This is a genomic window from Calothrix sp. PCC 7507 (genome assembly GCF_000316575.1).
In the GTDB taxonomy this organism is placed as follows: domain Bacteria; phylum Cyanobacteriota; class Cyanobacteriia; order Cyanobacteriales; family Nostocaceae; genus Fortiea.
Genome location: NC_019682.1, coordinates 5,471,911 through 5,486,045 on the forward strand (window position 1 = coordinate 5,471,911; position 14,135 = coordinate 5,486,045).

A 14,135-nucleotide genomic window follows, 5' to 3' on the forward strand; every position below is an offset into this window, starting at 1 on the left:
TTTAATTCTAGCTTGGGTGGGGATTGTTCAAGGTTACAGAGTCATCAATTCTCTTATCCCCTACCATTCCCCAATCCCCAGTTCTTACACCACTACCTTTTCTAATATCAACTTAGAACGCTTAACCTGTTCTGGAATGGGAACAGGGTAATCTCCAGTAAAACAGGCGGAACAAAAATTATTGGTGTCTTCTTGGGTTGCTTCTAGCATTCCTTCCCAACTGAGATAGGCGAGGGTGTCTACTTCGAGTTGTTTGGCGATTTCTGCCACTGACTTAGTAGCTGCAATTAACTGATCTTGGCTATCGGTATCGATGCCATAGAAACAAGGGTGTGTAACTGGGGGCGAGGAAATTCGCATATGTACTTCCACAGCACCCGCGTCACGTAGGGCTTTAACCAGTTTCCGGCTGGTGGTGCCTCTGACGATGGAGTCATCGACGATAATCACTCGTTTACCTCGCAGTACATCTTTGAGGGGATTGAGTTTCATGCGGATGCCTGATTCACGCATGGTTTGGGTTGGCTGAATGAAGGTGCGGCCAACGTAGCGATTTTTAATCAGCCCTTCAGCATAGGGAACGCCAGAAGTTTGCGAAAATCCAATGGCGGCGGGTATGCCGGAATCAGGAACACCAAAGACCATATCAGCATCAACGGTTGATTCTACTGCTAGTCGCCGTCCTAATCGCATCCGATAACTGTATAGACTTTCTTCGTGCATGATGCTGTCAGGGCGGGCAAAGTAAATCATCTCAAAGATACACAGCTTCTTTTGGGGCTGTTGACTCCACTGGCGGGAAGTCAAACCTGCTTCGGTGATCCAAACTAACTCTCCTGGTTCTACATCACGCAGATAATCAGCACCAATGATGTCTAAACCGCAAGTTTCTGAAGCTAAGACGTAACGGTCTGGATTATCTGCTAAAGTGCCAATTACTAAGGGGCGTATCCCATTGGGGTCACGCACACCCATGATGCCGACAGGAGTGCCAATTACTAAACTAAAGGCACCTTGGCAGCGGTGAAACGCCTGGATACAAGCATCTAGCCAATCCGCACCAGCGTTGACTTCTTGGGCGATCGCAAAGGCGATCATTTCTGAGTCTGTTGTCGTGATGAGGTTACACTTGCTCTCAAGTAACTCTGCTCGCAACTGCACAGTGTTGACTAAATTGCCATTGTGTGCAAGAGCTACCGAACCTAAGCGGGTTTCCACAATAGCTGGCTGGGCATTAACTCTGCGACTGGAACCTGTGGTGGAATAACGAGTGTGGCCGATGGCTAGGCTACCGGGCAACGTATTCAAGATAGTTTCATTAAAAACTTGAGACACCAAACCCATGTCTTTGTGTGAGTGGACTTGCTTACCCTCAAAAGTGGCAATTCCCGCTGATTCTTGACCCCGGTGCTGTAGGGCATACAATCCAAAGTAAGTCAGTTTAGCAACGTCTTCTCCTGGTGCGTAGATGCCAAAAACACCGCAAGCTTCTTCTGGCTTGTCGGGACGATTCTCATGACTATTTATTAAGTTGTGAGTCTGTTCGGAATGGTCATCCGAAGTGACGGGATTGATGGGAATCATGCTAGCTTTGCTCCTGGTGGGGGTCTCAAGTCACTGGCATTAAGCGAGTGGATAATCACAGATTTCTTAATAAAACTTTAACCATCCATTAAAACAGTACCTTAATTAAGGGTGAAGGATGAAATATCAATGATGAAATTTCCGCCTTTTTTAGGTAGTGGCATGGATTGCTAGCCGTTTAGCGATCGCTTGGGAATAGCGATCGCTTACATCTTTGATGCTAACCTTGATTAACGTTTGGTTATTAGAGGTTAAAACCCCCAAACCCTGTTCATAATTAGCAACCGTGCCAATTTTTTGCCATTCTTTCCCTAGATTTTCTGTTAAGTAAGATTCCCAAATTTCTTGTTGTGCTGGTGCGACAGAAACCAAAATTCGTCCACCGCCTTCACCAAACAGCACTTCATCAAGGCGCGGTGGCTGATTTTCTGGTATTTCTAATGTAATTTCCGCACCAAAGTTGCCAGCGATCGCACATTCTGCCAAAGCAACTGCTAAACCACCCTCAGCGCAATCATGGGCTGATCGTACCCAACCAGTGCGAATTCCCTCACGGCAAACTTTTTGTACGCGACGTTCCCAATCAAAATCTACCCGTGGGGGAATGCCTGCCACAGTGCCGTGAATCGTGGCTAAATACTCAGATGCTCCCAAAGTAATGTTAGATCCAGGTAAGCCCAAAAGATAAATCACATCACCCACTGCTTGCCAAGCTTGACCACAAATTTTGTTTAAATCGGGAATCAATCCCACCATGCCCACAACAGGGGTAGGGTAGATTGGTTGCGGATTGCCTTGAGAATCGAGGGTTTCATTGTAAAGAGAGACATTCCCACCAGTCACAGGTGTTGCTAACTCTCGACAACCTTCAGCCAAACCACGACAAGCTTCTGCTAATTGCCAATAACCAATCGGTTTTTCTGGACTACCAAAATTTAAATTATCTGTCACCGCCAGAGGTTCAGCACCCACACAACTAAGATTGCGTGCCGCCTCTGCCACGACAGCCTTCGCACCCTCATAGGGATCAAGGTAAACATAGCGAGGATTGCAATCAACAGTAGCCGCAACTGCCGATTTTAGATTTTGGATTTTGGATTTTGGATTGGGGACTTGTTCTATTGGTCGTAAGCGCACTACCGCCGCATCTGCGCCCCCTGGGAGGATGACGGTGTTGTTTTGTACTTGATGGTCATATTGACGATATACCCAATTTTTTGAGGCGATCGTGGGCGTGTCAAGCAACGTTAACAAAATATCATTCCAACTTTGCAGACTTCCTTGGATTTCAATACCAGCAGTTGTTGCCGGAGGTAAAGCATCAGATGACCACTCCCAAGCTTTGCGTGCATATTCTGGAGGTTCTGTCAATAACTCACGATGATACAGTGGCGTATTTTCTGCCAAAGCATCAGCGGGAATTTCTGCAGCTACTCCACCTTGGAAAAGAATTCGGACTATTGGGTCAGCAATCACCATACCCGCAACCACAGCTTGCAATCCCCAACGATGGAAAATATCAATTAACTCCTGTTCTCGTCCCTTGTGGGCAACAAACAGCATTCTTTCTTGCGATTCCGACAGCAGATATTCATAGGGAACCATCCCCAATTCCCGCACGGGAATTTTATCTAAATCTAATTCAATTCCAACACCACCCTTAGCAGCCATCTCGGAAGTGGAACAAGTGATCCCCGCCGCCCCCATATCTTGTGCAGCGACAACAGCACCTGTTTTAAATGCCTCTAAACAAGCTTCAATTAACGACTTTTCTAAAAATGGGTCGCCTACTTGCACAGCAGGACGGTTATCTATAGACTGATCACTCAATTCTGCACTTGCAAAACTCGCCCCTCCCATCCCATCGCGCCCGGTAGTAGAACCGACATACAGCACCGGGTTTCCTAAGCCTGATGCCCCAGATTTGACGATTTCTGAGGTTTCCATCAATCCCAATGCCATGACATTCACCAGGGGATTACCAGCATAAGCAGGATCAAAGTAAACTTCGCCGCCAACTGTGGGAACTCCAACACAGTTGTGTGTGACAATGCCGGATGTAGTGACGAAAAGATGTGTGTTGTCTACTTCCACATCGTAAACATCACATTCATCAACGGTATTGGTTTCTATACTCTTAATTTGGACAACTACTACTGCATCGGAAAAGTTACGGAAACGAGGGAAAGAATACTTTGTACCTTCATAGCGTGCCAAAGCAGTAGCTAATTGTGCCGTTCTTTCTGTAGCAAAGACATTTGCTAAGGCGGTGAGTCCCGCAAAGTTGCTAACTTCTAGCTGCCATAATGGTAGTCGCTGATGGTGACGACCTTCTATTTGTCCTGTAGATGGCGATCGCTGATAAATATATGGTATCGCCCCCTGATTTTGAATCAGCATCAAAGTTTGCTCAAATAGCTTGTGGCTTGTTGTCGCAAATGATATTTTGGCATGATTGCCATGCGTTTTTGTGGTTAGGGAACCATCACCTCGTAATAAACCTTTCAAGACTTCCCGTTGTAAGCTACTTGGCCATGTAAAAACAAATGCTGGACAAGCTTTATTGCTTGCTCTATTACCACACTGCCAAACATTTTTCAAGAGATGCCCAAATAGCCATGAAGTAGCATAAACAGCGATCGTTGCAGTCCGTGTTTCCACACATGGGCGTAATCCCAAATGTTTTAAAGCACTCACAACGTCATTGACATATTCGCTTTCATGGTGGGCGAAGGTGAAGATAATTTTATAAGTATTACCATTTTGAGAAGTGCATCCTTCAGAAAGGTAATAGCCGAGTAAGCGGGCAAACTCTGCATCTGGCTGGATAACAGCCCGCATATAGTTAGCTTTGCCGCGACGAAACAGGCAGATTTCCTGACGGGATACTTTAAGTAAGGGTTCTAAGCTGAGAAAATGTGCTAAAGGCAGTTTCCCATATGTGAGATATTGATGACGCTTGCTGACAGAAGGTTCGAGTAACTGCAAAGCTGTGCGGATCAGTGCTGTTGCTTGCCAAGTCTCTGGAAGTTTTACAAATACATCCCTACCAGTCGCATCGTCAGGATTCAATGTGGCGATTAAATCCAGTGGAGGAATTGTTTCTGCACTGGCGATTTCTGGTAATGATGTCAGTATGGGGATTTCATCACCTACTTGTAAAGATTGGGCAGTACAGGTGTCCCAGCTACCTTTTGACCGCATCAAAATTGGATGATCTGGTGTAACGGTGAGGGTGCGTCCTAGGGCTGTGCGTATAGTTACTAAGGTTTGAGTGCGTCTTTTAAACACACGCCGCACACGCTGCCAACAACTAGTATGGGTGTCAGGATCTAAGGAAAGAGTTTCAGGGGCGATCGCATCATCTAATTCCAGAGTAGTCTGATCTGAACTCAACCGCGATTCCACAAAGTTACCAATAGTGTCAAAATGCACACCAGCTTGATCTCTCCAGATAAATGTTTCATTACCTACCAGACAATTACCATAATGTGAAATCCCTGCAACTACGCCTTGGAACAGCCGTTGAGTTTTAGCATCTTCTAGAGAACCGAAGCGCAGAGAATTTAATAAAGCAATGGGACGCGCACCCATTGTAAAAATATCTCTGAGAATACCGCCTACTCCTGTTGCTGCACCTTGGAATGGTTCCACTGCTGAGGGGTGGTTATGGGACTCTATCTTAAATGCTAGTTCCAGTCCATCGCCTAAGTCCACAACACCAGCATTTTCACCAGGGCCAACCAAAATGCGAGATCCCGTCGTGGGAAACTGTTTGAGTAAAGGGCGGGAATTTTTATAACAGCAATGCTCTGACCACATCACCCCAAACATACCCAGTTCAGCTTTGTTGGGATGTCGCCCTAGGCGGCGGACAATTTCTGCATATTCTTCTGGCTTGAGGCCTTCGGCGGCAATTTCTTGTGGAGAAAAGGGAGCAGGAGATGTGGCAGTCATGGAAATAATGCACCAAGGGGACAGAGGATTATTCTATCGATTTACTGGCGCTATGGGTGCAACTAACACTTCTGTTACAGTAAAAGTATCTTCAAGCCCGCTACTTGATCATGAACATCATTACCATCAGAATTCTTGATGAGGATTGATTGAAGTTGCAAGAAATAGCCACTCGCTTAGGTGTATCAGTAGAAGAACTAGTACTAATCGGTGTTGAAGAATTGCTAAATTAGCCAGAACCATTTTTTAAAGATGCCATAGACTATATACTCAGTAAAAATGCTGAATTTTACAAGCGGCTGGCATAGTGCGCTATCCTGTTCTTCCAGCTTTTGTCTGATGATATGATTTTGATAGAAAGTTTTAAATTTGTATTTTAAGTAACATTCTTTGGAATTCTGACATAGCCCATTCTACCGAAAACGAGAAATTGCCGGAATAAATACAGCTTACCTGTGATTATCAAGTGATGAACATCACTAGTTCCCATGATTATGATCGTCACATTAAAATTGGCAAATTGGCATAATTACTTACAACTGAACTCTAGCCGAGTCATTAATAGGGAACACACTAATTGCCGACAGCCTTTGCAAAAGACTGTCGGCTTTTTGTATCTTGGTCAGTTGTTCTTAGCAAATGACTGATGACTGATGACTGTTGATTAACCATAAAATTTCCCCACAGGTGGTTGATAACTTGACACAGAATATGCCACAGCCACTACCAAGTGTGGGGAGAGTATGATCAAATTGGAAATGTTATCGATGTCGAGTGCTAATATTCGGCACTCTAGTAGAGCAAAAGTCCACTACTCGAAATAGCATACATTTTGTATCAAGACATGGCTTGAATGATGTAATCAAAGTAGGGTGCTGTTTCGGCAGCATCTTCAGTACTCAATAAATCAAGGGAGGCTTTTTTCAGGGAATTGATAGCTTCTACCATTCCTGGGACGGGAACACCCAGTGAGTTATACATTTCGCGGACGCCAATCAAACCAATTTTTTCAATTGGCTCTTTGTCACCAGCAAGTACACCATACGTGATCAGGCGTAAGTACCAGCCGAAGTCCCGGATACATAGTGAACGCTGACGTTCTCCGTAGGCATTACCGCCAGGAGAAATAAAGTCAGGGCGTTTCTGCCAAAGTTGCTTGGTTGCTTCCTGAACAATCTTTTTTTCATTTTCCGCTAGGGTGGCAGCAATCCGAGTCCTTTGGATACCGGTTTGCAAAAAGTTTTGGATACTTTTGAGTTCGCCACTGCTGGGATAACGCAGTTCGTCGTCGGCTTTGAAAATAACTTGGCTAATTACAGTCATGATGTATTGCAATCAAGCGAAATATTAATTGCTAGTTTAGCGAGTCTGAGGTACAGAAGTGAAGGAAAAAGTTATTTTGGGGAATGGAGCATGGGGAACTTGTACTGAGCGAAGTCGAAGTATGGGGAATTCGGAATGGACAAGAGGCAATCTTGTAAAAAATTATTACCTATTGCCTATGCTTCGGCTCCGCTCAGTACAAGTTGCCTATTGCCTATTCCCTTTTTTAATAAATAATGACTAAAATACTTTGGCAGCAAGGCGAATTAATTGAAGTGACGATCGCTGATTTGAGTGATACGGGCGATGGTGTGGGGCGCTATGACGATCGCGTAGTTTTTATCCCAGATACAGTCCCAGGCGATCGCGCAATTGTCCGCTTGCTACATGTTAAGCCTAAATACGCCCACGGTCAGCTGCAGCAGCTATTGACACCATCTCCTCATCGTCTGCGTCCAAGTTGCATTGTGGCTGATAAGTGTGGTGGCTGTCAGTGGCAGCATATTGATTATGAGTTTCAACTGGCAGCCAAGCGCAATCAAGTTATCCAAGCTTTGGAACGCATTGGTGGTTTTATGCAGCCACCAGTAGATCCAGTTTTAGTAGCTGCTTCGTCTTTGGGATATCGCAACAAATCTACATATCCTCTGGGCAAATCAGCAACTGGACAAGTACAAGCTGGTTATTACCAAAAAGCTAGCCACCAATTAGTTAACTTGAATCAATGCCCAGTGCAAGACTCAAGATTAAATCCCATCCTTGCCCAAGTGAAGCAGGATATCCAACAACAGGGTTGGCCAATTTATGACGAAAATCGTCACCAAGGGCAAATCCGCCATCTCAGCTTGCGGATTGGACGACGTACTGGGGAAATGTTATTGACTTTGGTGGTGAAAGACTGGAATTTACCGAGAATTGCTCACCAAGCACAGGAGTGGTTAAAATCTTATCCTGGTCTGATGGGAGTTTCATTAAATCGTAACAGCGATCGCACAAATGCTATCTTCGGCAACGAAACCCGTTGTATTGCTGGAGTTCCCTACCTGCAGGAAAAATTCGCTGGTTTGGAATTTCAAATCCGCCCGGAGACGTTTTTTCAAGTTTATACTGAAGCAGCAGAGGCACTATTGGCGGTCATTCAGTCAGAACTGAATCTCCAAGGACATGAAGTGTTAGTTGATGCTTACTGTGGCATTGGGACTTTAACTTTGCCTCTAGCCCAACAAGCACGACAGGTTACGGGTTTGGAAGTCCAAGCAGCAGCGGTGTCACAAGCGATTTTAAACGCCCAGCACAATGGAATTCATAATATTACATTTCAAGTGGGGGCAGTAGAGAAAGTCCTTCCGAATTTGGGCATTATACCAGAAGTGGTGTTACTTGACCCGCCACGCAAAGGATGCGATCGCGCTGTTATAGAAACATTACGGCAACTGAAACCATCTCGGATTGTCTACGTCAGTTGTAAAGTAGCCACTCTTGCTCGTGACCTCAAACTACTTTGTCAAGAGGGGCTATACACTCTCACACGAGTACAACCTGCTGATTTTTTCCCCCAAACCGCTCATGTGGAAGCTGCCGCTTTTCTTGTGCTATCACATTGATGAAGAGGGTGCAAAGTTCTTTCAAAAAACTCAAATCAGAAATTTGTAGTCTAGTGCATAGTAAAAATGCTAAAATCGAATTAACCTAAAAATAAGATTGATTTTGTTTAAAAAATTTGATGTTGCATAGGCTCTAAAGAGTTATGAATAAGATTGTTTAGGTTACAAATCGACAAATACACAAGAGTATGATAATACTCCTTAAAGTTTTTAGCACCTCTTAATTCGGTGCCTGCATTAGCAGGTTTTTCCTAGTTGTATTTGTAAACTATCCAACCTCATAAACCGAGCCAATGCTCCCTAGCATTTTCAAAATTTAGTTTTAAAGACGCAAGTTTGAAGGCAGCATGACCACCTCAATTTTTATCAGGGTGCCTGTGACAGCAAACTGATGTCTAGCTAACTGAAAGCTATGGGGTTTCTCTTGTGATTACCATTTCGCTCCGTCCAGTTGGACGATATTGGGGCACTATTAGTTTTGCCTCAACCCTCTATCTTTGTCCAATCTTAGATTTGCTATTGGCAGAGATTCCAGTAAAATTACAAGCGGAACTGCGACTAGGACTTCAAGAAGCCTTAGTCAACGCAGCTAAACATGGCAATAATCTTGATCCTGGCAAAACTGTTGTAGTCCGTTTTTCGTTAATAGATAATCAGTATTGGTGGGTGATATCAGATCAGGGTGGAGGCTTTAGTCCTGCATCAGAACCTGATCTAGATATCGAGCCAACAGACTATCTACCACCAGATGAGTCAGAAAGCGGTCGAGGTATGTGCCTGCTCCATCAAATTTTTGATCAGGTACAGTGGAACCGCAAAGGCACAGAATTAAGACTTTGTAAACAACTAGAAACTCGTTCCCGCTTATCTCTGCGACGTTAAATCAGTGAACAGTTAACAGTTATCACGGCCATTGTGTTGTTGACTTTTCACTGATAACTGTTAAAACTTATCTCCCTTACTTCTTCTCGCCGTGACTAGGACAAGGAGGAGCAGAAATTGAGCGATCTAACCAACTAGCCGCTTGTTGTAATCTGGCGATCGCTTCTTGCGGTTGCTCCTTGATAAGAAATAAAAGAGCGGCGGCGGCTTGCTCACTGGCGCGAGAATTGCGGTTAGACTTGAGGCGATGCCAATCATTAGGAGAAATACTCAGTCTCTCCATCAGAGCTTGAGCTAGCTCTAGATTGCTAAATTCGTTTAATTGACTGGATTTAGGCAGCTGGGTTGATTGAGACATAATGGTCAAGAGTCAGGAGTCAAGAGTCAAGAGTCAAGAATCAAGAGTCAAGAGTCTATTGACCGTTGACTGTTGAGAGTTGACCATTGACTAATACTCAATCTTACTACTTGTACATGAAGCCGCGTAAACAATCCCAGCCGCCGGAAGAAAATCCAGAAATAGACTTTGGACAAGAACTAGAGGAAGTAGAGCGATCGCTTCTAGATTTAAAAGAACGCTACACTCAATTGCAGAGCGATCGCCAACAAAAAGCAGAGTGGGAACAGCGTCGCCACCAACTAAATCAAAATAAACATCACACACCAGAAATCAAAGCTGAGTTACGCCAGATTAAACAGCGGCTGGAAGTGTTAGAAATAAACTTAGAAAGCCAGTTATTTTCTTGGGGTAGCCTCAAAAAACCATTCTGGCAAGCCGTCCGCTTTGGTGGAATGGGCGTTATCATAGGCTGGATATTAAAGTCCTGTGTTGGGTAAATATGGTAAATCAAAGGATTGCAGAAATATTGCGAAGTGGTCAACCTGATGAGTCTCTCCTAGTCCAAGGCTGGGTAAGGACAAAACGTGAGTTGAAGGGGTTTGCTTTTATCGAAGTTAATGACGGCTCATCCCTAGCTAATTTGCAAGTTGTCATCAATCAGGATTTGCCAGATTATGCAGCAATAGTCAAGCAGCTGAACACGGGTGCTTCCGTTGAAGTGACAGGAATATTGGTAGCATCTCAAGGTAAGGGACAGCGGGTTGAATTAAAAGCCGAAACCGTGAAAGTCCACGGGGAAGCTGATCCCGATACTTATCCACTACAAAAGAAACGCCATTCCTTTGAATTTTTGCGGACTATTGGACATTTGCGATCGCGGACTAATTCTTTTGGTGCAGTTTTCCGCGTCAGAAACGCCTGTTCTACAGCCATTCACCAATTTTTCCAAACACGAGGCTTTTTGTGGGTTCACACACCCATCATCACCGCTAGCGATTGCGAAGGCGCAGGCGAATTATTTAGCGTCAGTAGTTTGGATCTCAAGAATATTCCCAGGATAAAAGACCAAGCAGTCGATTACAGTCAAGATTTTTTTGCCAAACCCACATATTTAACAGTTAGTGGACAGTTGGAAGCGGAAGTTATGGCGATGGCGTTCTCTAACGTCTACACATTTGGTCCCACCTTCCGTGCAGAAAATTCCAACACTTCCCGCCACTTAGCAGAATTTTGGATGGTTGAGCCAGAAATGGCATTTTGTGACTTAGAAGGCGATATGGATTTAGCTGAAGAGTTCCTCAAACACATTTTTAAATATGTGTTGGAAACGTGTCCAGAAGACATGGAATTTTTCAATCAGCGCATTGATAATACCGTTTTAGCAACAGCCGAAAATATTATTAACAATCAATTTGAACGCCTAACTTATACAGAAGCCATCAAACTTTTAGAAAAAGCTGATGTCAAGTTTGAGTATCCTGTGAGTTGGGGTTTAGATTTACAATCAGAACACGAACGTTACCTCGCTGAACAACAGTTTAAAAAGCCAGTAATTGTCACAGATTACCCAGTACAAATCAAAGCCTTTTATATGCGCTTGAACGAGGATGAAAAAACCGTTCGCGCTATGGATATTCTTGCACCTAAAATCGGCGAAATTGTTGGTGGTTCCCAGCGGGAAGAACGTTTAGAAGTCCTAGAACGGCGAATTAAAGCTCAAGGAATGCAGCCAGAAGACTTGTGGTGGTATTTAGATTTACGTCGTTATGGTACAGTTCCCCACGCTGGTTTTGGGTTGGGATTTGAGCGACTCGTGCAATTTATCACGGGTATGGCAAATATCCGCGACGTGATTCCCTTCCCCCGCACACCCCAAAACGCCGAGTTTTAGCACCAGCCTGGAAATGCTTTTTATCTGTAGAGGAAGTTAGTTCTGCGATCGCTATTCTGTGACTTTCAATACAATCAATAAGACCACTAGTGGTCTATCGCATTAATTCTGAAGGGTCTTAGTTCGTAGTGAGGACTTTAGTCCTCCTCTTAAGCACTGAAGTGCTTACTACGAACCTATCAAAACTTTTGCGATAGATCACTAGAGTAATTGGCAAAAAAATACGTTTTGAACTGGTAGATGTTATTTAAAAGGAGGTGTGGGTTTGTGTATCTCAACCCAACCTGATAGAGGGGGGAAATTTCTCGTCCTTACACTTTTCAAGGAGAGTAAAGGGAATTGCTGTTTGCGATCAAGCAAAAGCGCCTCATGTGTACAGTCAAATAGTAAGGCACACAACAGAGGTAATGATTAATACTGATACTGAATATTACTATTGGCTCTAAAATGCGTAAGTAGGTAAAGTAGCAAATTTTTCTGTGTAGGAGTGAAAAGGAAAGTTAAAAAGAATTTTCAGTGGGTCAAAAAACAGTTTTATCCAGTGAATACCTTGGTGTCATTGGGCTTCACGCCTCAATCCCGAATAGATACTATCAGGAAAACAAGAGTGGAGGAGTTGAGTTTTTGACAATCTCCATGATATATTTATACTAGAAAAATAAACATTATAATACTGGTATCAAAAACGAAGTTCACTTAGGGAAATAGCCCTTAAACATCCGTGTTTTCTTTTCTTTAGGCTTTACGCAGTAAGTTAGTTACAATCCGTTAGGAAGCTAAAACAGTTTGGGGTAATCATTGTTTGATCAGCATTTGAGAATGCTGAGATATCCAAGTATAAGTTTTATATTCAAGTTGACTGGAGCGAACTATGTGTATGTTTTACATAGAAAACTCCCTCCTGAACAAAACAAGATAGAGACAGCATTTGTAGATGCTGTCTCACTTGTAAGGGTTTTGCTAAAGACCCTAGATCATAAAAAAGTTGTGCAACGTCAAACCTGCGTCCAAGAAGTTGAACTTGAATAGGAAGCTACAATGGCAACTCCCAGCAAACAGGTTAAGTCTACTACTCATGTAGCAGATCAGCGACGTACCCAGACTCGCGTCCAGATATGCATCCCCAAACACTTACATGGAGAGCCAGTGATTTCAAGACTGGCATCGCATTACAGTGTCACAGTGTACATTGCATCTGCTCAAATGGATGAAACCATGACAGGAAATAGCTGTTTTATTTTGGAACTACGAGGAACAAAACCCCAAATTGACAGCGCTCTAACCTATCTAGATGAGCTGGACATAGAATTCTTACACCAATCAACCCCTGAAGAAGATGGGTGGTAACCTCAAGGTATAGAGCTTAAAAGCTGAAGGATAAAATGTCTAGGAATTCATCCTTCATTCTTTTAATTTATGCCATTTGATTTTCAATCGCCCATCGCGCTAGCTCAGTGCGATTGTGGAGATTAGTTTTGCCCAACATGTTGGACACATGGCTTTCAACGGTGCGCTGGCTAACATTTAGCTCTTCAGCTATTTCCCGGTTAGCTAAACCCCTAGCTACGAACTGTACTACTTTCAGTTCTGTTGGGGTTAACTGCACATCAAAGGGAACTTGAATTCGGGAACCGTTTTCTCCTCCTTTTGCTTGGTGTTCTTTCCAACGGATAGTTTGTTTCAGCGAGGATTCTACTTGCGCTACGAGTTCTTCTGGTTCAAAGGGCTTGACCATGTACACATCAGCGCCTTTATTCAGACCTTTAACTCGGTCTGCGCTTTGTCCCTTAGCTGAAAGGAAAAGAACGGGAATCCAGCTGGTGCGTTCGTTTTGCCGGACTTGTTCCACAAAAGTATATCCGTCCATTTCCGGCATCATCACGTCGCAGATAATCATGTCTGGAACATCTTGCTCTAAAATTTCCAGAGCTTCGCGTCCGTTTTCAGCGGTGATGACTTCATATCCCCGGAATTCTAAGTAATCCTTCACCAGCAAGATGAGGTTAGGGTCATCATCAATCAGTAGAAGTCGTTTGTGATCTTTCATGCTGGGTTCTTTCATAGCAGTGGCACTTGTCGCGCTTCGGTCCATCAAGGTCTTGTATCGTTATCCTCTATGTGGATTAGTTTGAGATGTTGTCGTTTTGTCGAACTTAACTTGCTTTTGCTGCTGGGCAGTCTCATGAGTGATAATCACTTTTGAGAGACTACTAGCTCATTGGCAAAATTCCAGTAAGGATACGTAGAGTAGTAGTAACTATAATGCGTTATTATATATCGCTTTGAAAGTGGCGGGTGAAAAAACACTGATTAAATAATAATCCTTCCAATTCACAAGTTAAGTATTGGCTTAAGATGACCCCAGCTCAAAACCAACCCCCGCTTCAAAGCGCTCACTACTTTTTACGATATCCTTTGGATGTTAAGCCTCTATCATTTGTTCACAAGCAACTAGAGAAGTTTTTGGCACAGGATGGGTTAAAAATATATATTTTTATTTTTCCACCACCATTATGCCTATCAAGTGTTCTTCAATGATCCGCTCAACAACTTC

The 14,135-nt window shown here is 43.7% G+C and carries 10 protein-coding genes; 5 read left to right on the forward strand and 5 right to left on the reverse strand.

Annotation, left to right across the window (positions count from 1 at the left end; translation table 11 throughout):
* Positions 1-84: 84 nt before the first annotated feature.
* From purF to CAL7507_RS23405, 3 genes are all read right to left on the reverse strand, one after another.
* Positions 85-1,584, reverse strand: coding sequence for an amidophosphoribosyltransferase (gene purF / locus CAL7507_RS23395; RefSeq protein WP_015130963.1), 1,500 nt, complete (start codon positions 1,582-1,584; stop codon positions 85-87).
* A 150-nt stretch (positions 1,585-1,734) separates the two neighbouring features.
* Entirely contained in the window at positions 1,735-5,541 is a 3,807-nt protein-coding gene (gene purL, locus CAL7507_RS33500) for a phosphoribosylformylglycinamidine synthase subunit PurL (protein ID WP_015130964.1), read from the reverse strand.
* 837 nt (positions 5,542-6,378) lie between these two features.
* Positions 6,379-6,864: an allophycocyanin subunit alpha-B gene (locus CAL7507_RS23405; RefSeq protein WP_015130965.1), complete on the reverse strand. Its 486-nt coding sequence runs from the start codon at positions 6,862-6,864 to the stop codon at positions 6,379-6,381.
* 236 nt (positions 6,865-7,100) lie between these two features.
* On the opposite strand from CAL7507_RS23405, the gene rlmD reads away from it, so the two are divergent.
* Both rlmD and CAL7507_RS23415 read left to right on the forward strand, forming a co-directional pair.
* Positions 7,101-8,468, forward strand: a complete 1,368-nt coding sequence (gene rlmD, locus CAL7507_RS23410) for a 23S rRNA (uracil(1939)-C(5))-methyltransferase RlmD (protein ID WP_015130966.1) — start codon at positions 7,101-7,103, stop codon at positions 8,466-8,468.
* A 426-nt stretch (positions 8,469-8,894) separates the two neighbouring features.
* Positions 8,895-9,350, forward strand: a complete 456-nt coding sequence (locus CAL7507_RS23415; RefSeq protein WP_015130967.1) for an anti-sigma regulatory factor — start codon at positions 8,895-8,897, stop codon at positions 9,348-9,350.
* 76 nt (positions 9,351-9,426) lie between these two features.
* Here CAL7507_RS23415 and CAL7507_RS23420 read toward each other — a convergent pair whose 3' ends face one another.
* A complete protein-coding gene (locus CAL7507_RS23420; RefSeq protein WP_015130968.1) occupies positions 9,427-9,708 on the reverse strand; it encodes a DUF6439 family protein in 282 nt (93 codons plus the stop codon).
* Positions 9,709-9,824: 116 nt separating this feature from the next.
* Between CAL7507_RS23420 and CAL7507_RS23425 the strand changes: the two genes are divergently transcribed.
* The 3 genes from CAL7507_RS23425 to CAL7507_RS23440 all read left to right on the forward strand — a co-directional run bounded on the left by CAL7507_RS23425 (position 9,825) and on the right by CAL7507_RS23440 (position 12,928).
* Complete coding sequence (locus CAL7507_RS23425; RefSeq protein WP_015130969.1) at positions 9,825-10,187, forward strand: hypothetical protein; 363 nt, start codon at positions 9,825-9,827, stop codon at positions 10,185-10,187.
* 2 nt (positions 10,188-10,189) lie between these two features.
* Positions 10,190-11,581: an asparagine--tRNA ligase gene (asnS, locus tag CAL7507_RS23430; RefSeq protein ID WP_015130970.1), complete on the forward strand. Its 1,392-nt coding sequence runs from the start codon at positions 10,190-10,192 to the stop codon at positions 11,579-11,581.
* 1,038 nt (positions 11,582-12,619) lie between these two features.
* Complete coding sequence (locus CAL7507_RS23440) at positions 12,620-12,928, forward strand: NIL domain-containing protein (RefSeq protein ID WP_015130972.1); 309 nt, start codon at positions 12,620-12,622, stop codon at positions 12,926-12,928.
* Positions 12,929-12,995: 67 nt separating this feature from the next.
* On the opposite strand, the gene CAL7507_RS23445 is transcribed toward CAL7507_RS23440, so the two are convergent.
* Positions 12,996-13,673 (reverse strand): response regulator transcription factor, encoded by a 678-nt coding sequence (locus CAL7507_RS23445; protein WP_012407592.1) that lies wholly within the window; start codon positions 13,671-13,673, stop codon positions 12,996-12,998.
* Positions 13,674-14,135: the final 462 nt, after the last annotated feature.

Coding starts and splice junctions, on each gene's coding strand:
- CAL7507_RS23405 (WP_015130965.1), bottom strand. CDS start 6,864: ATGACTGTAATTAGCCAAGTTATTTTCAAAGCCGACGACGAACTGCGT.
- asnS (WP_015130970.1), top strand. CDS start 10,190: ATGGTAAATCAAAGGATTGCAGAAATATTGCGAAGTGGTCAACCTGAT.
- CAL7507_RS23440 (WP_015130972.1), top strand. CDS start 12,620: ATGGCAACTCCCAGCAAACAGGTTAAGTCTACTACTCATGTAGCAGAT.
- purF (WP_015130963.1), bottom strand. CDS start 1,584: ATGATTCCCATCAATCCCGTCACTTCGGATGACCATTCCGAACAGACT.
- CAL7507_RS23445 (WP_012407592.1), bottom strand. CDS start 13,673: ATGGACCGAAGCGCGACAAGTGCCACTGCTATGAAAGAACCCAGCATG.
- CAL7507_RS23425 (WP_015130969.1), top strand. CDS start 9,825: ATGAAGCCGCGTAAACAATCCCAGCCGCCGGAAGAAAATCCAGAAATA.
- rlmD (WP_015130966.1), top strand. CDS start 7,101: ATGACTAAAATACTTTGGCAGCAAGGCGAATTAATTGAAGTGACGATC.
- CAL7507_RS23420 (WP_015130968.1), bottom strand. CDS start 9,708: ATGTCTCAATCAACCCAGCTGCCTAAATCCAGTCAATTAAACGAATTT.
- purL (WP_015130964.1), bottom strand. CDS start 5,541: ATGACTGCCACATCTCCTGCTCCCTTTTCTCCACAAGAAATTGCCGCC.